This window comes from Bradyrhizobium sp. CCBAU 53340 (assembly GCF_015291645.1).
In the GTDB taxonomy this organism is placed as follows: Bacteria; Pseudomonadota; Alphaproteobacteria; order Rhizobiales; family Xanthobacteraceae; genus Bradyrhizobium.
Map to the genome: position 1 here is coordinate 4,574,819 of NZ_CP030055.1, position 18,674 is coordinate 4,593,492.

Annotated in this window: 18 protein-coding genes; 8 read left to right on the forward strand and 10 right to left on the reverse strand. The window is 64.5% G+C overall.

The window, feature by feature from the left end; translation table 11 throughout:
* The first annotated feature begins 93 nt into the window (after positions 1 to 93).
* Positions 94 to 1,566, forward strand: a complete 1,473-nt coding sequence (locus XH89_RS21840; protein WP_194462484.1) for a YdiU family protein — start codon at positions 94 to 96, stop codon at positions 1,564 to 1,566.
* A gap of 38 nt (positions 1,567 to 1,604) precedes the next feature.
* Here XH89_RS21840 and XH89_RS21845 read toward each other — a convergent pair whose 3' ends face one another.
* From XH89_RS21845 to XH89_RS21880, 8 genes are all read right to left on the reverse strand, one after another.
* Complete coding sequence (locus XH89_RS21845) at positions 1,605 to 1,922, reverse strand: DUF805 domain-containing protein (RefSeq protein ID WP_194462485.1); 318 nt, start codon at positions 1,920 to 1,922, stop codon at positions 1,605 to 1,607.
* Between the two features lie 16 nt (positions 1,923 to 1,938).
* On the reverse strand, positions 1,939 to 2,949 hold the full coding sequence (locus tag XH89_RS21850) for a M23 family metallopeptidase (RefSeq protein WP_194462486.1): 1,011 nt from the start codon (positions 2,947 to 2,949) through the stop codon (positions 1,939 to 1,941).
* Between the two features lie 93 nt (positions 2,950 to 3,042).
* A complete protein-coding gene (locus XH89_RS21855; RefSeq protein WP_194462487.1) occupies positions 3,043 to 3,936 on the reverse strand; it encodes an SMP-30/gluconolactonase/LRE family protein in 894 nt (297 codons plus the stop codon).
* On the reverse strand, positions 3,933 to 4,763 hold the full coding sequence (locus tag XH89_RS21860; protein ID WP_194462488.1) for a citryl-CoA lyase: 831 nt from the start codon (positions 4,761 to 4,763) through the stop codon (positions 3,933 to 3,935). Before XH89_RS21860 ends, XH89_RS21855 begins: the two co-directional genes overlap by 4 nt.
* Positions 4,760 to 5,998, reverse strand: a complete 1,239-nt coding sequence (locus XH89_RS21865) for a CaiB/BaiF CoA-transferase family protein (protein ID WP_194462489.1) — start codon at positions 5,996 to 5,998, stop codon at positions 4,760 to 4,762. The genes XH89_RS21860 and XH89_RS21865 overlap by 4 nt, the downstream gene beginning before the upstream one ends.
* Before the next feature lie 11 nt (positions 5,999 to 6,009).
* Positions 6,010 to 7,032, reverse strand: a complete 1,023-nt coding sequence (locus XH89_RS21870; protein ID WP_194462490.1) for an ABC transporter substrate-binding protein — start codon at positions 7,030 to 7,032, stop codon at positions 6,010 to 6,012.
* Between the two features lie 30 nt (positions 7,033 to 7,062).
* The gene (locus XH89_RS21875; RefSeq protein WP_194462491.1) at positions 7,063 to 7,836 is read right to left on the reverse strand and encodes an ABC transporter permease; all 774 of its coding nucleotides are present in this window, start codon (positions 7,834 to 7,836) and stop codon (positions 7,063 to 7,065) included.
* Positions 7,820 to 8,611: an ABC transporter ATP-binding protein gene (locus tag XH89_RS21880; RefSeq protein ID WP_194462492.1), complete on the reverse strand. Its 792-nt coding sequence runs from the start codon at positions 8,609 to 8,611 to the stop codon at positions 7,820 to 7,822. Before XH89_RS21880 ends, XH89_RS21875 begins: the two co-directional genes overlap by 17 nt.
* Before the next feature lie 160 nt (positions 8,612 to 8,771).
* On the opposite strand from XH89_RS21880, the gene XH89_RS21885 reads away from it, so the two are divergent.
* From XH89_RS21885 to rnd, 7 genes are all read left to right on the forward strand, one after another.
* Positions 8,772 to 9,461: an IclR family transcriptional regulator gene (locus XH89_RS21885; RefSeq protein ID WP_194462493.1), complete on the forward strand. Its 690-nt coding sequence runs from the start codon at positions 8,772 to 8,774 to the stop codon at positions 9,459 to 9,461.
* Positions 9,462 to 9,829: 368 nt separating this feature from the next.
* A complete protein-coding gene (locus tag XH89_RS21890; protein ID WP_194462494.1) occupies positions 9,830 to 10,681 on the forward strand; it encodes a phosphodiesterase in 852 nt (283 codons plus the stop codon).
* Between the two features lies 1 nt (position 10,682).
* The gene (locus XH89_RS21895) at positions 10,683 to 11,633 is read left to right on the forward strand and encodes a carbohydrate ABC transporter permease (RefSeq protein WP_194462495.1); all 951 of its coding nucleotides are present in this window, start codon (positions 10,683 to 10,685) and stop codon (positions 11,631 to 11,633) included.
* Positions 11,630 to 12,499, forward strand: a complete 870-nt coding sequence (locus XH89_RS21900) for a carbohydrate ABC transporter permease (RefSeq protein ID WP_194462496.1) — start codon at positions 11,630 to 11,632, stop codon at positions 12,497 to 12,499. Before XH89_RS21895 ends, XH89_RS21900 begins: the two co-directional genes overlap by 4 nt.
* 11 nt (positions 12,500 to 12,510) lie before the next feature.
* Positions 12,511 to 13,845, forward strand: a complete 1,335-nt coding sequence (locus XH89_RS21905; protein ID WP_194462497.1) for an ABC transporter substrate-binding protein — start codon at positions 12,511 to 12,513, stop codon at positions 13,843 to 13,845.
* A 164-nt stretch (positions 13,846 to 14,009) separates the two neighbouring features.
* Complete coding sequence (locus XH89_RS41895; RefSeq protein WP_256439977.1) at positions 14,010 to 14,141, forward strand: hypothetical protein; 132 nt, start codon at positions 14,010 to 14,012, stop codon at positions 14,139 to 14,141.
* Positions 14,142 to 14,258: 117 nt separating this feature from the next.
* Positions 14,259 to 15,407: a ribonuclease D gene (gene rnd, locus XH89_RS21910; RefSeq protein WP_194462498.1), complete on the forward strand. Its 1,149-nt coding sequence runs from the start codon at positions 14,259 to 14,261 to the stop codon at positions 15,405 to 15,407.
* Positions 15,408 to 15,592: 185 nt separating this feature from the next.
* Here rnd and XH89_RS21915 read toward each other — a convergent pair whose 3' ends face one another.
* Positions 15,593 to 16,975 carry an aspartate aminotransferase family protein gene (locus XH89_RS21915; protein ID WP_194462499.1) on the reverse strand — a complete coding sequence of 461 codons (1,383 nt, stop codon included), beginning with the start codon at positions 16,973 to 16,975 and terminating at the stop codon, positions 15,593 to 15,595.
* A 195-nt stretch (positions 16,976 to 17,170) separates the two neighbouring features.
* Positions 17,171 to 18,502: an MFS transporter gene (locus XH89_RS21920; RefSeq protein WP_194462500.1), complete on the reverse strand. Its 1,332-nt coding sequence runs from the start codon at positions 18,500 to 18,502 to the stop codon at positions 17,171 to 17,173.
* Between the last annotated feature and the right edge of the window lie 172 nt (positions 18,503 to 18,674).

Consider the following 18,674-nt stretch of genomic DNA (forward strand, 5'->3'; position numbering starts at 1 on the left):
AGGGAACGCCCTGTTTTGGGTCCGGAAGGCCCATTTTTGGGCCATTTGGGCCCGAGCCTTTGCCATCAGCCGTTCCAGCCCTATCTTGAGGCCATGACCGTCCATTTCCCCTTCCAGAACTCGTATTCGGCGCTGCCGGACAGTTTCTTTGCCCGCGTCGCGCCGACCCCCGTGGCCGCGCCCCGGCTGATCAAGCTGAACCGGCCACTGGCGATCCTGCTCGGGCTCGATCCGGACCTCTTGGAGACGCCGGAAGGGGCCGAGATCCTGGCCGGCAAGACGGTTCCCGCCGGCGCCGATCCCATCGCCATGGCCTATGCCGGTCACCAGTTCGGGCATTTCGTGCCCCAGCTCGGCGACGGCCGCGCCATCCTGCTTGGCGAGGTCATCGATCGCGACGGCGTCCGCCGCGACATCCAGCTCAAGGGCTCCGGCCCCACCCCGTTCTCCCGCCGCGGCGATGGCCGTGCCGCGCTCGGGCCGGTGCTGCGCGAATACATCGTCAGCGAAGCCATGTACGCACTCGGCATCCCCACCACGCGTTCGCTGGCCGCCGTCGTCACCGGCGAGCATGTAATCCGCGAGACCGCGCTGCCGGGCGCGGTGCTCACGCGCGTCGCCTCCAGCCATATCCGGGTCGGCACCTTCCAGTTCTTCGCCGTCCGCCGCGACACCGACGCGATCCGACGGCTCGCCGATCACGTCATCACCAGGCACTATCCCGACCTGCTTCACGCCGAGCGGCCCTATCACGCCCTGCTCGCCGCTGTTGTCGCGCGCCAGGCCGAACTGATCGCGCGCTGGCTGCTGGTCGGTTTCATCCATGGCGTGATGAACACCGACAACTCGTCCATCTCAGGCGAGACCATCGATTACGGCCCCTGCGCCTTCATGGATGCCTACAATCCTTCGCAGGTGTTTTCGTCGATCGACGAGATGGGCCGCTACGCCTATGCCAACCAACCGCGCATCGGCTTGTGGAATCTGACGCGCCTCGCCGAATGCCTGCTGCCGCTGCTCGGAGACGAGCAGGAAAAGGCGGTCGCGGAAGCGCAGGACATCCTCGGCGCATTCTCCGAGATCTTCAGCAACGCCTATCAGGCCGGCCTGCGCAAGAAGGTCGGCCTGTTCACCGAGCGCGACGGCGACGAGGCGCTGATCCAGGACCTGCTGGATGCCATGGCCAACAACCAGGCCGACTTCACCCTCACCTTCCGCAAGCTCGGCGACGCCGCAGCCGATGACGGCGCCGATGTGCGCGCGCAGTTCATGGAGCCCGCAGCCTTCGACGAGTGGTCCGGACGCTGGCGCGCGCGCACCGCGCTGGAGCCGCAGACCGCGGCGGAACGGCAGGCCGCGATGCACGCCGTCAATCCGATGTTCATCCCGCGCAACCACCGCGTCGAAGCCGTGATCCAGGCTGCGGTCAACGACGACAATTACGCGCCGTTCGAGGGATTGGTGAAGGTGCTGGCCAAGCCTTACGAGGACCAGCCGGCCTACGCGGCTTACGCCGATCCGCCGCTACCCGATCAGCGGGTGCTACAGACGTTCTGCGGGACGTGAGACATCCGTGAGACGGGTAGAGCGAAGCGCAACCCATCCTACACGGCCGTTTGTCCCTTCACGCCCGGCAGGAAAACCAGCTCAATCATCAGCCGCAGCGGTCCCACGATTGGAATGAGCACGATCAGCTGAAACCAGCCTGATCGTCCCCTGTCGTGACAACGTTTGGCGCCGACAGCCCAGCTCGGCCAGAGTGAGAGCAGCACGAGGGCGCCAAATACGACGCCAAACTGAAGCGGCGGGACAAGAGCAATTGCCGCGGTATGAACGACAGCCAGCGGGATCAGGAAGCGAAGCACATAGTCGAACCGGCCGACACGTCCCCGGAATGAGAACAAGAAACGCAAGATATCCACGAAGGCCGCCCTCGCCCTACTTCGTCGCCTTCCTCACCCCTCCGAACGAGGCTGCATCGAACTTCTGCGGGTCGACCGGATTGTAGCGCGACCATTCCATGTCCGGCATGTCGACGTAGCGCTCGGTCCACGCCTTGTCCTTTCTGACGTTGCCGGGGCCGACGGGGCGGAGCTCGAAATGCAGCACCTTGCTGGGGCCGACCTCGCCGATCGCGTCCCCGGCCTTGACGGTCGTCCCCACCGCGAGCGCCTGGCCCTTCGGCCCGACGATGCGACCGAGCTGGACATAGCGCGTATAGATGATGCCGCCATTGGGATAGGTGTGCTTGAGCACGACATAGCGGCCACAGCCGCCGATGATCGGCAGATCGCTTGGTGCCTGCTCGCTGGTCTCGATCTTGACGACGACGCCGTCCGCCATCGCGGCCACCGGACCGCCCGGCTTGTCCGAGGTGAAATCGACGCCAGGATGCTCGTCCTGGGTCCAGCATCCGCAGGACGTCATTGCCTTGTTCGGCGGCGGCTTATCAGCACGCGGTTGGCTTTTCGGGGTCAGGAATTCGTTGACCAGAAGGCCCGGCCCCTCGGGTGACGTGTAGATGTGGATCGCATAGAGCGACAGCTTATCTCCGACGGCCACCTCGTCGGGAAGAAAGCCATAGACAACATCCTGGATGAACACCTTGAGCTCGCGTCCCTGGGCCGAGCGCACCGTGATGCAGTTGGTGACCTGCAATCCGTCCGAGTCCTGCTTGGGCATGCCGCTCGTGATCATGGCCCGCTTGAAATCCGCGCTGGCGCACGGCCCGCCATGAGAGGCCAGCGTGACGTCGAGCTTCAGCGGCGTCATAGGATAGACGTCCCGCCCGGTGGCCGGCCGCCGGCGCGCCAGGAATTCGTCGAGATCTGTTTCCTTGTAGCGGGCAAAGTTGAAGTCAGCGCGCACCGCGTGCGGAATTGTTGCGAAAACGGCAAGCAGCAGAGCGGCGACAAGCCATCCCGGCTTGCGAATATGCAGTGGCAACATGCGAAGATCTCGTGATCCGATGTCGGTGAGCGGTTCGAGCAAACCATGACCGCGCCTTCACGGCAAGATCGGCCACGCCCCCCATCTCGATCATCAAAGATCTAGCGCGGCTGCCAGGACCGAGCCACTCGATGATTCCGTGATCATCAGGGTCTCGCCCGTCCGATCCAACGCGACGTTGGTGCAGGTCGGACCGGCGCACGATTTGATCCGCGCGATGCACCCCCCGTTCGGCGCCAGCACAAAGACGTGGCCGAGCGACGCATGGGCGACGAACAGGCGCCCCGAACGATCCATCGTGAGCCCATCCGGCCCGCTGGTGCCGAAGAACGAGGCGAAGCGGCCGACCTTCGCAACGCCCCCGTCACGCATCAGCGGCACCCGCCAGACGCTGTTGTCGCGCGTCATCGCGACAAACAGCACCGCTTCATCCGGGCTCAGCACGAGGCCGTTCGGGCTCGGTCCGTTGGCGATCAGGCAATCGAGACGACTGTCCGTGCGCAGCCGAAAGACACGACCGCTCGGATCGTGCAGCCCGGTCTGGCCCTGATCGGTGAAATAGACGTCGCCATTCGAGGCGATGTGCAGGTCGTTGCAGCCTTTGAAGGACTCCGAGTTGCGATGCGCCAGCAGCGGCCTGATGGTGCCGCGTTCGGGATCGAGCTCCATGATGCCGTTCACGTAGTCGGCGACGAGAATGCGGCCATCCGGCGCGATCTTCAGGCCGTTCGGCCAGCCCTGATATTCGGCGATCAGCGACCATGTCCCGTCGGGCGCGATCCGAAAGATGCGGCCGAACGGAATGTCGACGACGTAGAGATTGCCGGCGGCGTCGAACGCCGGCCCTTCGATGAAACTGTCGACGGGATGACCGCCGCGGTTGGCATCGGCCCAGTCCGAGCGAACGCCGGGGCGGCGAAATTCCGCCGGCATTGCCGAGAAAAGGCGGGTCTCGAGCCGCCGCGGTGGCGTGTCGAGATACATCATGGCCGTTCGTCCAGCGTGCGGCGCGGCCGCCCCTCGTATTTATAGGCGAACTGCTTCGGCATCGGGCCCTTGTTGCGGTCCTTGCGTCCGGTCTGCTCCCAGGCATGGGCGAGGATGCCGACCGCGCGCGACAGGCAGAACACGCCCCGCGCCAGCGGCGGCGCGAAGCCAAGCTCACCATAGATGACCGCGGTCGCACCGTCGATGTTCATCGGGATCAGCTTGCCCTTGCGCGCCTGCATCACGCGCTCGATGGCGCGGGCTGCTGCGGCATATCGGCCGCCGACGCTGCCCTCGGCCGCGGCCGCATCCACCAGCGCCAGCAGCGGCGCGGCGCGCGGGTCGACCGGATGAAACCGGTGGCCGAAGCCTGGCAGATACTTGCTGCGGGTCGCGGTGAAATGATCGATCGCCGCGCCCGCCGCCGCGTCGATGTCCTGGGTTTCGCTTCGCCGCAAGACGTCGTCATAGAGCTCGACCGCCTGCTCGCCGGCGCCGCCATGGACGTCGTCGAGCGTGTTGATGGCGGAGGCCATCGCGCCGTTGAGCGGCAGGCCGCAGCTCACCGCCATCTGGGCAATCGCGATCGACGGCGCATGCGGGCCGTGATCGACGGAAGCAACCAGCGCGGCCTGCAGCAACCGCTCCTGCGCCGCCGACGGCAGCTCCCCGCGCAGCATCAGCCAGATCATCGCCGGAAACGAAATCCGGCCGATCAGGTCCTGGATCGGATAGCCCCGATAGGCGATCCGTCCCGGCGCGATATCGCAGATCGAGGTCCGCCACCATTGCGCGGCCGCGTCCCGTAAAGCGGTTTCATCGCTCATCGTGTCTCCTCAGTGCTTCGCCCGACCGTCTTGCCTGCGACCGCTCCGTTCGCCACGAGTTGCGCGATGGCTTCCGCGGAATAGCCGAGTTGCGTCAGCCAGCGTTCGGTGTCGGCACCAAGCTCCGGCGGCAATGGCGGAGCTGGAAAATCCTCATCGAGCAGGAAACCCGGCCTTGTGATCCGCAGCGGCTGACCGTCGCCGGACGACGGCGGCAATGCTTCCACGAAGCGACGCTCGAGCAGTTGTGGCTGGCTCAGGATCTGCGGCACCGTCAGCACGCAGCCCGCGGGCACGCCGGCGGCGTTCAGCTCGCGCTCCCAATCCTCCGCTGCCTTCGCACCGAGTGCCTCGTTCAGTGCCTCGTTCAGCGCCGCCCGATTGGCCTTGCGCGTGTCGCGTCTGGCGAAGCGTGGATCGGTCGCGAGCCCGGGCCGGCCGACCAGATCGCACAGCGTCTGGAACTGCTTCTGCTCGTTGGCCGCGATGTTGAGCGGCCCGGTCGCGGTCCTGAATGTGCCGGAAGGTGCTGCCGTGAAATTCTCGTTGCCCATCGGCGCCGGCTCGACGCCCGCGTTGAGGTGGTTTGAAACCACCCAGCCCATCGCGGCGACGGTCGCCTCCAGCAGCGAGACGTCGATGAAGCGGCCGCGGCCGGTCTGGCGCTGATCGACCAGCGCGGAACTGATGGCAAATGCCGCAGTCAATCCGGCGATGGTGTCTGAGATCGGAAATCCCGTGCGCAAGGGCGCGGACTGCGCATCGCCCGTCACGCTCATGGCGCCCGACAGGCCCTGCACGATCTGGTCGTAAGCCGGCCGCTTCGCCCATGGCCCGCTCTGGCCGAAGCCCGAGATCGCGCAATAGACCAGACGCGGATTCTGCCGGCTCAGCACCTCGTAACCGAGGCCGAGCCGCTCCATCACCTTCGGCCGGAAATTCTCCAGAAGGACATCCGCTTCGGCGACGAAGCGCAGAAACACCTCCCTGCCCGCCTCCGACTTCAGATCGAGCGCGACCGACTGCTTGCCGGCGTTGACGGCGACGAAGGACAGGCCCTGAAGCCGCTCCGCTCGCTTCGGATCGGCGCCCAAGCGTCGCGCCAGATCGCCGCCAGCAGGATTCTCGATCTTGATCACCTCGGCGCCGAGGCGCGAGAGGTGGTAGCCGCAGAACGGACCCGCCAGCACATTCGACAGGTCGAGGACGCGGATGCCGGTGAGCGGCAAGGACATTCCGGTGCCCCTTACTTCAGTAGCTCGGCAGCGCGCGTAGCGAAGCGGTTGGTGAAGGTCTTGGTGAGGTCGATCTTGGCGGCTGCGATCTTGGGATCGTAGTCGCTCAGGACCGCGAGCGGCACCTTGGCGGCCTCGACGTCCATCTGGCCGGTCTGCGAGAACAGCGCCTTCGACGCCTTCAGGATCTCGATGTTCACGTCGCGATTGTCGGTCTTGTAACCGGCGGGGATTGCATCGACGAGTTGCTCGGTCGGCACAGAGTTGATCCAGCGATGAGTCCTAAGGAGCGCAGTGACGAGGCGCTGCACCGTCTCCGGATTCTTGTCGATGAAGGATTGCTGCAGATAAAGGCACGCCGTCGGATAGATGCCGCCGAAGGCTTGCTTTGAGCCCTCGATCTTGCGCGCGTCGAACAGCGGTATCGCGGAGTTCTTGCGCGCCAGCAGCGTCGCGACCGGATCGAAATAGACCAGCGCGTCGATGTTCTTGGCCTCGAGCGCGACCATGCCCGGCGCGCCGCTGCCGACCGCGATGATGTTGACGTCGCGCGGCCCGAGCCCGGCCTTCTTGATGTAGTAGCGCGCCATGGTGTCGGTCGACGAACCGGGCGCCGTGATACCGAGCTTGAGTCCCTTGAGGTCGGCTCCGGTCTTGACCTTGTCGGCAAGGTCGCTGCGCACGCCGAGCAGCACGCCCGGAATGTCGTTGAGCAGGAACACGCAGGAGATCTCCTTGCCCTGCGCCTGCATCTGGATCGTGTGGTCGTAGAAGCCGACGGTGCCGTCGACCGAACCGCCGATCAGCGCCTGGAGCGCCTTCGAGCCGCCGGCCTGGAAGTTTTCGACGGTGACATCGAGCCCCTCCTCCTTGAACATGCCGAGTTTTACGCCGAGCTCGAGCGGCATGTAGTTGAGGATCTGGGAGCCGACGGCGATCTTGAGCTTTGCCTTTTCGGGCTCGCCGGCTTGTGCCGACAGGACGGAAAGACAGATCGCCGATATGGCAGGGATCAGCCGGGTGAAGACGCGCATGCGAACCTCCATGATTGCGTTATCGTTCGATCAGATTTCGTGGGCGGGCGCGGGACGCCACACCAGGAGCCGTTTTTCGGCGCGATCGACCAGCGCATCGAGGGCAACGACGAAGGCGGAGAGCACGATGATGCCCGCGAACACGCCGGCGGCATCGAGCACGCCCTCGGCCTGGGCGATCAAATGGCCGAGCCCGGCGGATGAGCCGAGATATTCGGCAACCACCGCGCCCATCACGGCCATGCCGACGGAGACCCGCAGGCTCGACAGGATCCATGTGGTGGCCGAGGGCAGATAGACGTGGCGCAGCAACGACCATTTGGACGCGCGCAGCAGGCGGGCATTCGCCAGAACCACCGGGTTGACCTCGCGCACGCCCTGGAAGGTGTTGAAGAAGGCGACGAACAGCACCAGCGTGACGCCGAGCGCGACCTTCGAAGTCAATCCGAGGCCGAACCAGATCACGAAGATCGGCCCGAGCAGGATGCGCGGGATCGCGTTGAACATCTTGATGAAGGGCTGCACGACCTCGGCCGCGAAAGGGCTGAGACCGAGCCAGATTCCGAGTACGGTTCCGATCGCGATCCCCGCGGCGAAAGACAGGATCGTTTCCAGCAGCGTGATGCCGACATCGGTCCAGAAATCCGCCGTCGACATCCACTCCCCGATTCGCGCCACCAGCGTCGACGGCGCCGGAAAGAAGAACGGATCAACCAGCCCCGACCGTACCCCGGCCTCCCAGACCAGCAGCAGACCAAGCACGATCGCGGCCTGAACGAGAACGACCTTACCCTTGCGCGGCATAGCTCTTCTCCACTTCGGCGCCGAGGAGCGACCAGATTTGACGATAGAGCGCGACGAATTCGTCGGTGGTCTGTAGTGCCGAAACATCGCGCGGGCGCGGCAAGGTGATCCTGACGTCGCCGACCATGCGGCTGCCGGGCCCCGCCGACATCACGACGACGCGGTCGGCAAGCGTGATCGCCTCGTCGAGATCGTGCGTAATGAAGATCAGCGAGCGCCGTTCCGCCTGCCAGAGATCGAGCAGGATGCGATGCATCAGCCGGCGCGTATGGACGTCGAGCGCCGAGAACGGCTCGTCCATCAACACGATCTTCGGCTCCATGATCAGGGTCTGGGCCATCGCCACGCGCTTGCGCTGGCCGCCCGACAGCTGATGCGGATAGCGCTCCTCGAAACCCTTCAGCCCGACCTTGGCGAGCCAGGGCCGCGCCTGCGCCCGCGCCTCTTCGATCGACTTACCCTGAAACACGAGGCCAAGACCGACATTGTCCTGCGCCGTCTTCCACGGCAGCAGGCCCTCCTGCTGGAGCATGTAGCCGGACTGGTCGTTCAGGCCTGCGAGTGGCTTGCCGAAGATGCGGACATCGCCGGCGGCAGGCTTCAGCAACCCGGTGACGGTGTTGAGAATGGTCGACTTGCCGCAACCGGTCGGCCCAACCACCGCAACGAACTCGGCGTCACCGACCTGGAGGTTCATGCTTTTGACGGCGGTGAATTCGCCGAAGCGAATCATGACGTCGCGCAAGTCGACGGCCAGCGGCGCCTGCCCTTCCATTGTTTCGCTCCGTAGAACTGGTTCTGTTATTCAAAACCCGTAGCCGGACGCTTCATTCGAGTCAACTTAATTCCAACAGCCAGAACCGTCGAAGCGCATATTTCATCGACTTGTGAACATATCGATGATATTTGTTCTACTGAATAGAACAGGAGCGAAAATGGCCAAGACGGGCGTTGATGCGGTGGCGCGAGCGCTGGCGATCCTCAAGACCTTTCGGCCGGAGCGCAGTGCCTTGACGCTGACCGAGATTGCCGACGCGACCGACCTCTACAAAAGCACGGTGCTGCGCCTCGCAGCGACGCTGGAGGCCGACGGCTTTCTCGTGCGCGGCCCCGACCGGCTGTTCCGTCCGGGGCCGGAGCTCTGGCGGCTCGGCGCGCTCTATCAGCGCGGCCTCGATCTCGGCGACCTGATCCGGCCAACGCTGCATCGTCTGGTCGAGGCCACGGGCGAGACGGCGTCGTTCTACATCGCCGATGGCGACGAGCGCATCTGCCTCTATCGGGTCAACTCGCCGCGTTCCGTCCGGCATCATCTCGACGAAGGCCAGCGGCTCCCGATCGATCGCGGCGCCGCCGGTCGCGTGCTCACGGCCTATCGCAATCCCGCGTCAGCCGAGAGCAAGAAGATCCGGGAGCACGGCTTCTACGTGTCGCTGGGCGAACGAGATCCCGAGGTCGCCGCCGCCGCTGTCCCCGTCATCGATGTCCAGGGCAAGTTGCGGGGCGCCTTGTCAGTCTCCGCCATTCGAACCCGCTTCGACGCCAACGCACGCAAGGCTGCCATTGATGTCCTGAAGTCCGAGGCCAAAGCCTTGACCGGCCTGTTGCCCGCCGGCGAGAGCTGACACCGGAACAGTCGGTCTGCGCCCCCGGCGCCCGCCTCGAAGACGCCGCCGCTGCCGGACCCGATCTGCGGATTTTCCGATATTGGCAATATGCCCCTGTTTTGCCCGACGTGTCAATTTGGGTTGAACGACCCGCAAGCCATCGTCGCGACAACGATCGGCTACTGTGCATGGGGTTGTTTTCGAGATTTTTGTAGGGTCGGACGATTACCGCACCGCGAGATGAGCGGATTGACCGGCGCTGCCGTTCTGCCCAACAATTTGGGCATAGGCACCACTGTCATCAAACTGAAACACTCTCACTCTAACCGGCTGGCGGGCCGTCTTGCCGGAGGCGCCCGTCCTCCAAGAGACCTGACAAGCGCGCCATGCCCTTCAAATTCATCCACATCACCGACACGCATCTCGCGGGCCCGGGACAGAAGCTCTATGGCCTCGATCCTCGCGCCCGGCTGGATGCCGCAATCGCGGACATCAACAAACACCAGCCAGATGCCGCCTTCGCGGTCGTGACCGGCGACCTCACCCATTGGGGCGAGCCTGAATCCTACGCCAACTTCGCCGAGGCGATGGCGGCGCTGAAAATGCCGTACATCGCCATGGTCGGCAATCACGACAAGCGCGTGGCCTGCCTCGACGGCCTGAAGGCCGCGCCACGCGATCCCAACGGCTTCGTGCAGGGCACCCGCACTACCGAGCACGGCCTGTTTGTGTTCTTGGACACGCTGGACGAGACCAGCCACGCTGGCGAGATGTGCGCCAAACGCTTCGACTGGCTGGCGAAGACGCTTCAAAGCGCGCCCGCCGACCAGCAATTCGTCGTGTTCATGCATCACCCGCCCTTTCCGGTCGGCGTGCACGCGATGGACGAGATCGCGCTCAAGCAGAGCGCCGAATTCGCCGAGGTGATCGCGCCCTACCGTTCGCGCATCCGCCACCTCTTCTTCGGCCATGTACACCGGCCGATCTTCGGCAGCTACGGCAAGATCCCGTTCTCGACGCTGCGCGGCACCAACCACCAGGTCTGGTTCGAGCTCAACCCTGCCGCCCCCGATCATCTGGCGAGCCATGAGCCGCCGGCCTATGGCGTGGCGCTGATCGACGATCAGAACCTCGTCGTACACAGCCACGACTTCCTCGACACCAGTCTGCGCTTCCCCTTCGACCCGCCCGAAGGAATGGACGGCCGCGACTATGCGCTCAACTTCGCGGCGCAATGAGATGAGCCTCGCAGAACCCGCGGCTCTTCCTGTCGCGGCATCGGCGCCGCCGCGCCTGCACATCGCGAAGCGATTCACGACCCGCTTCAAAGCCTCGCTGCCGGCCTACCTCCTGCTATTGCCCTCGCTGATCTTCCTCGCGCTGTTCACCTATGGCGCGATGGGGCGCGTCATCATCGATGCGCTGTATCAGCGCGCCACGCCGAAGGCGCCGCTTCGCTTCGTCGGTCTCGACAACATAGCTGCGGTTCTTGCTGATCCCGCTTTCACCGGCGCTGTGATCAACAACGTGATCTACGCCGTCGGCACCGCGGTCCCGAGCATCGGCCTCGCACTGCTGTTCGCGCTGGCGTTGGCACGCACCAATGCCGTCACCAGCGCGCTGAGGGCTGCGCTGTTCCTGCCGGTGCTGATCCCGATGGTGGCAGCGTCCGCGCTGTTCCTGTTCATCTTCCTGCCCAATGTCGGCCTGCTCGACTATTACATCGGCCGGCTGCTGCCGGTGCTGCCGAACTGGCTTGGCGACCCCGATATCGCGCTCTACGCGATCATGATCATCACGATCTGGAAGAACGCCGGCTACTACATGCTGTTCTTCCTCGCCGGCCTCCAGTCCGTGCCCGAAGATGTCATGGAGGCCGCGCATCTCGACGGCGCCGGTCCCTTCATGCGGCTGCGCTACATCATCCTGCCGGAACTCAAGCCCACCTTCCTGTTCGTCATCGTCATCGCCACGCTCAATGCGGTGACGCAGGTCGACCACGTCTTCGTCTTGACCCAGGGTGGTCCGTCCAACGCCACCAATCTCGTGCTGTTCTACATCTATCAACAGGCGGTCGAGCATTTCGACGTCGGCAAGGCCTCGGCCGCGACGATGCTGACGCTCGCCGCCTTGATGGCTCTCACCGCGCTGTCCTTCCGCACCATGGCGAACCGCGAGGGCGGGCCATGAAGCTGATCGAACGTCTCTACAAGGACGCCCCGCTCGCCACCCGCAACGAGATCACGCCGAAGCTCGGCTTCCTGCTGACCGTCCTGCTCGCGCTCGTCTGGCTGATCCCGTTCCTGTGGATGGGGGTCGCGACCCTGCGCCCGTCCTCCGACGGCATCAATCTGATGGCCGAGCTGATCCCGAGCCTGAAGCCGACGCTCGACAATATCCGGGATGCCTGGGAGATCGGTGATTTCCCGCGCTACTTCCTCAACACCACGATCATCTGCACCGGCATCCTGCTGGTGCAGTTCGTCACGATCACGCTCGCGGGCTTTGCCTTTGCGCGGCTCGACTTCGCCGGCAAGACGCCGATCTTCTATCTGTTCCTGATGCAGCTGATGCTGGTGCCGGTGCTGCTGATCGTGCCGAACCTGAGCCTGGTGGTCCAGCTCGGCCTCTATGACACGCTCGCCGGCGTCATGATGCCGTTCTTCGCCTCGGCCTTCGGCACCTTCCTGATGCGCCAGGCGTTCGAGGCGATTCCGACCGAGCTCGAGGACGCCGCGCTGATCGACGGCGCCAGCCTGATCCAGCGCATCCGACATATCTACGTGCCGCTGTCGCTGCCGAGCTTCTCCGCGTTCGCGATCATCTCGGTGACCAGCCACTGGAACGACTTCCTGTGGCCGCTGATGGTGATCAACTCGCCGGACAAGCGGCCGCTCACGGTCGGGCTCTCCGTCTTCACCAAGACCGCCGAAGGTACCCAGGACTGGGGCACCATCGCCGCCGGCACGCTGATGGTGATCGCACCGCTGCTCATCACCTTCCTGATTTTCCAGAAGCGCTTCATCAGTTCTTTCGTCACCTCAGGCATCAAATAGGAGATTTTTCGATGCTGTTCTCCCGCAGGCTCATGCTCGGCCTTGCCATGGCAGGCTCTATGGCAGGCGCCCTCGCCGTCCCGGCCCTCGCCGGTGAAGGTCCAACCGAGATCGACCTGTTCTTCCCCGTTCCGGTCGACGGCAAGCTCGCCCGCGACATGGGCACCTTGATCAAGGAGTTCAACGATGGTCACCCTGATATCAAGGCGACCGCGGTCTACACCGGCTCCTATGACGACACCCTGATCAAGACGCGCGCCTCGATCAAGGCCGGCAAGCCGCCGGCGGCCGTGATCATGTCGGCCAACTTCCTGCTCGACATGCAGATCGAGAACGAGCTGACCAATCTCGACAGCCTGATCGCCGCCGACGGCAGCACCAAGGACCAGTTCCTCGGCCAGTTCTTCCCGGCGCTCAGCGGCAATGCGGTGATCAATCGCTCGGTCTATGGCGTCCCCTTCCAAAATTCGACGCCGCTGCTCTACATCAACGCCGACAAGGCCAAGGAAGCCGGCCTCGACGCGAGCAAGCCGCCGCAAACCTGGGCCGAGCTCACCGACTGGGCCAAGAAGCTCACCAAGCGCGAGGGCGACAAGGTCACGCAATGGGGTATCGCAATCCCCTGCGCCTATGACTATTGCGGCTGGATGATGGAAACGCTCACCATGAGCAATGGCGGGCGCTACTACAACGAGGAGTTCGGCGGCGAGGTCTATTACGACACGCCCTCGATGCTCGGTGCGCTCTCCTGGTGGAACGATCTCATCGCCAAGCACAAGGTGCATCCGCCCGGCGCCACGCCTGGCCCTGCCGTCAGCACCTCCTTCATCTCCGGCAACGCCGCGATGATGATGCTGTCGACGGGCTCGCTGACTTACGTGCGCGAGAACGCCAAGTTCGCCTACAAGGTCGCCTTCATCCCGCGCAATGTCCGCAACGCCGTGCCGATCGGCGGCGCCTCGCTGATCATTCCGGCCGGCGTCGAAGCCGACAAGCAGAAGGCCGCCTGGACGCTGATCAAGTGGATGACCTCGCCCGAGAAGAGCGCCTGGTGGAGCCGCGCCACCGGCTATTTCGCGCCCAACATGGCCGCCTACAAGACGCCCGACATGGTCGACTTCCTGAGCAAGAACCCCGACGCCAAGACCGCCGTCGAGCAGCTCGACGTCGCAAAGCCGTGGTTCGCGACCTACAAGACCGTGCCGGTGCGCAAGAACCTGGAAGACGAGGTGATGCTGGTCCTCAACGGCAAGAAGCAGCCGAAGGACGCCCTCGTCGCCGCCCAGAAGGCCGCCGACGAGACGCTGAAGCCTTACAATGCGGAGACCTCGCTTAAGCTGCCGTAAGGACCAGAGCAGCGGCCAACGAACGTCGGCGCTCCGCCATGCGGGGCGCCGAAGTCGTTTTGGACGGTTACCGGCGTTAACTCCCCGTCCACCATCCGGCTCGCCCCGCCGCCGGTAACCACGAGAATTAACAGACCCTCAACGCAGCCCCGACAAATCTACCAATGTTTCTGGAGATTTCCGCCGTGGATTTGCTGGTTTTCGAGTTCCTGGGTCTGGCGCTGGTTGGAATGTGTCTGGTCGTGGTGGCGCTGCCCTGCGCCCGCAAATCCTCGCACCGGATCCGTTACGAATAGGAATTTTCGCCGCTTCCGGCGATTCCACCCCCAATGCAAGGCTCGAATTCGTCAAGAGCCCCTTGACATCACAGCACTTTCGGCAGAACGGCTGATACCAAGTGTCATGGGCCGTTCATGGATTTGATTACCACCACCGCTGACCTCGCGGCTGCCTGCAGCCGGCTGGCCAAGCACCCCGTCATTACTGTCGATACCGAGTTCCTGCGCGAGACCACCTACTACCCGCTGCTGTGCGTGGTGCAGATGGCCAGCCCCGAGGAAGCGGTCGTCATCGACACCTTGGCCGCGGGCATCGACCTCAGGCCGTTCTTCGAGCTGATGGCCAACGAGAGCGTGCTGAAGGTGTTTCACGCCGCGCGCCAGGACATCGAGATCATCTGGCACCAGGCCAACATCATCCCGCACCCGGTGTTCGACACCCAGGTCGCAGCGATGGTGCTCGGCTACGGCGACAGCATCGCCTATGACGCCCTGGTCGAGAAGGTCACCGGCCATCGCCCGGACAAAACCCACCGCTTCACCGACTGGTCGCGGCGGCCGCTGACCAAGGAGCAGATGCACTACGCGGTCTCCGACGTCACGCATTTGCGCGATGTGTTCGCCGCGCTCGATGCCGACCTGAAGAAGCGCCGCCGCAGCGAATGGGTCTCGATCGAGATGGAGATCCTGACCTCGCCCAAGACCTACGACTTCCACCCCGAGCGCGCCTGGGAACGGCTGAAGACGCGGGTGCGCAAGCCGAAGGACCTTGCGGTGCTGATGGAGGTCGCCGCCTGGCGCGAGCAGGAGGCCCAAAGCCGCGACGTGCCGCGCGGCCGTGTGCTGCGGGACGAGGCCATCACCGATATCGCCACCCACGCGCCGAACTCGCTGGAGAAGCTCGCCCATCTGCGCTCGGTGCCGAAGGGGTTTGAGAAATCCAAATGGGGCGCCGATATCGTCGCCGCCGTCGAGCGCGGTCTGGCGCGGGATTTCTCGACGCTGCCGAAGCTGGAGAAACCGCGCAACAATTCCAACGGTGCGGCGACTGTCGAGCTGTTGAAGGTACTGCTGCGCATGACCGCCGAGCGCCATGCAGTGGCGAGCAAGGTGATCGCCACCGTCGATGACCTCGAGGAGATCGCCGCTGACGATCAGGCCGACGTTCCGGCCTTGCGCGGCTGGCGCCGCGAGCTGTTCGGCGAAGCGGCATTGAAGCTGAAGCGCGGCGAGCTGGCGCTGGCCATCGAGAAAGGCCGCGTGGTCGGGGTTCAGCGGGCGTAGCCAGCCAAAGCTAGATCGTCATCCTGAGGCGCGAGTGGCACGATGCAAAGCATCGCGCCGCGAGCCTCGAAGGATGAACACCCCGCTGCAGCCAGTCGGGCCGTCGCCCTTCGAGGCTCGCCGAAGAGGCGAGCACCTCAGGGTGACGGTACGAGACCGAACCTTCTGACGAAGCGACAGAGACCCTACGCCTGCGGCAGCTTTGCGACTTCGGGCTTCATATCGTCCAACACCCCCGTAATCGCCGCGACCAGCTCATCAATTTGGGCCTTGGTGGTGATCAGCGGCGGGCAAATGGCGAGGGCATCCAGCATGTTGCGCAAGATCACGCCGCGCTCCTGCAGCATGCGGCTGGCCATGCCGCCCACCGCACCCGGAGTCGCGGCTGCAGTCTTGCGGCCCTTGTCGAGCACAAGTTCGAGCGCTGCGATCATGCCGACGCCGCGGACCTCGCCGACCAGCGGATGGCTGGTGAGCTCGCGCAATTTGCCCTGCATGTAACCGCCAAGCTCGGCGGCATGCGCGACCAGGCCGCGCTCCTCGATGATCTTGAGGTTTTCCAGCGCAACCGCCGAGCCGACCGGATGGCCGCCGGCGGTGAAGCCGTGGCCGAGCACGCCGATCTTGTTGCTCTCGTCCGCGATCGGCTCGAACATGCGGTCGTTCATGATGATCGCCGACAGCGGGAAATAGCTCGAGGTGATCTGCTTGGAGACCACCATCGCGTCGGGCTTGATGCCATAGGTTTCGCAGCCGAACATCTTGCCGGTGCGGCCAAAGCCGCAGATCACCTCGTCGGCGATCAGCAGGATGTCGTACTTCTTCAACACTGCCTGGATCTTGTCCCAATAGGTCGCCGGCGGCACGACGACGCCGCCCGCCCCCATCACCGGCTCGCCGAAGAAAGCAGCGATCGTGTCGGGCCCTTCCTTCTGGATCAGCGCGTCGAGCTCTTCGGCGCGGCGCGTCGCAAACGCCTCCTCGCTCTCGCCGGGCGCGCCGTCCTTGTAGAAATGCGGCGAGCCCGTGTGCAGGATGTTCGGCAGCGGCAGGTCGAACGAGCGATGGTTGTTGGGCAGGCCCGTAAGGCTTGCGGATGCGATGGTGACGCCGTGATAGGCGCGCATGCGGCTGATGATCTTCTTTTTCTGCGGCTGGCCGAGCGAATTCGAACGATAGGCGATCAGCTTCAGGACGGTGTCGTTCGCCTCCGAGCCGGAATTGGTGAAGAACACCTTGCTCATCGGCACCGGCGCGAGCGCCACCAGCTTCTCGGCGAGGTCGATCGATGGCCCATGCGATTTGGCGGAGAAGGTGTGGTAGAACGGCAGCGCCTGCATCTGCTTATACGCCGCCTCGACCAGCCGCTTCTCGTTGAAGCCGAGCCCGACGCTCCACAGGCCCGCCATCGCCTCGAAATAGCGCTTGCCCGACGCATCGAACACGTAAGGCCCCTCGCCGCGCTCGATCACCAGGGGACCTGCCTGCTGATGCGTGCGCGCGTTGGTGTAGGCGTGGAGCTGGTAAGCCACATCCCGGGCTTCTTGCGAATTAGGCAGCATCGTCATCACGGGATTCCCTAGCTGGTGCGTCATCGGACGTTGTGGCGCAGCCTCTATCCAGGGACGAGGCTTGTCCAAACAAAACGTCGATACCTTGGCTATTGCGGCGCGCCGCAACTTGCAACGCCATTTCGTTGGCGACGCCTGCACATGAGCGTTGCAGGAAAGCAGCGCTGCCGTTTGGGCGTTTCACCGCCTGAGCTAGTCCCGCCGAGCCAGCATGAAGGCGGCCATTGCGGCTACCAGCGCCGGAACCGCCGCCGCGGCAAACAGCGGCTGCGCCCCCATGTCGCGGGCCAGCATCGCCCCGCCGACCAGCGGCCCCACGATCGAGCCGATGCGGCCGATGCCGAGCGCCCATCCGACTCCGGTCGACCTGATCGCCGTGGGATAGAAGGTGGCCGTCAACGCGTTCGAGGCGATCTGTCCGCCGACGATGCAGAAGCCCGAGGCGAAGATCGCGATCGTCACCAGCACGATCGAATGGCTCACCAAGCCGATGGCCGCAACGGCAGCCGCGGCGACGAGATAGGTCAGCGACAGCGCGCGAAACGAGAAGCGGTCGATGAACTGGCCGAGCGCAAAGGTGCCGACAACGCCTCCGACCTGCAGCATGGCGCCGATCGCAGCCGCAGCCGACACCGAGACGCCGAGATCGTTCAGCACGGTCGGGAGCCAGTTCGACAGCAGATAGAGGTCGAGCAGGCTCATGAAGAACACGATCCAGAGCAGCAGCGTCACCGATCCGCGTCCCTCCGCAAACAGATGTGCGACCGGCAGGCCCGGCAATTTCGGCTCCAGAACGACGAATTTGGCGTTGCCGGCGAAAGACGCGCCCGGCGAGATCTTTTTCAGAAGCTCCGCCACCTCATGGTCGCGGCGGCCAACCATGGCCAGGAACCGGATCGATTCCGGCAGGGCCTTGAGCAGGAACGACAGCAGCAGCAATGGCACGAGGCCGCCGACCAGAAACACCGAACGCCAGCCGAAGGCGGGGATGAGCGCGGCCGCAAGCAGCCCGCCGAGGGCGGCTCCGACCGAAAAGCCGGCAAACATCATCATGACAAGGGTGGCGCGACGGCGATGCGGACTGAATTCGGACGTGAGCGCGACGGCATTGGGCATGGCGCCGCCGAGACCGAGGCCGGTCAGCATGCGCAACGCGATCAGCCAGGTCGTATCAGGCGCGAACATCGTGAGCAGCGTTCCGATGCCGAACACCAGCGTGCTCGCGAGGATGATGCGGCGACGGCCAATCCTGTCCGCCATCGGACCGAAGATCAGCGCGCCGATCATGAGGCCAAAAAGCCCGGCGCTGAACACCGGCCCGAGGCTGCCGCGCGCGAGTTTCCACTCCTGCGCCACGGCGGGCGCGACATAGCCGATAGCCTGGGTGTCGAAGCCGTCGATGAACAGCACGGCGGCGCAGACCAGCAGCACACGGATCTGGAAGGCACCGACCGGCTGACGGTCGACATAGGCGGGGACGTCGATCGTGTCAGATACGACCTCGCCCGTTGCTGTGACGGCCATGCGCGCCTCCTCCCCCGGTAGCCCTGCACTATTTTTCTTTCTTTAATCTCTTATAGTGAGATTATTGTCGGTGCAAGCCGCCCGTATCCGTCGTCTTGCGGCCTCCGCAAATCCGGGTCACACGACCGAACACGAAGCTGGATCGAGCCGATATGGTCAAGGCAAACAGTCG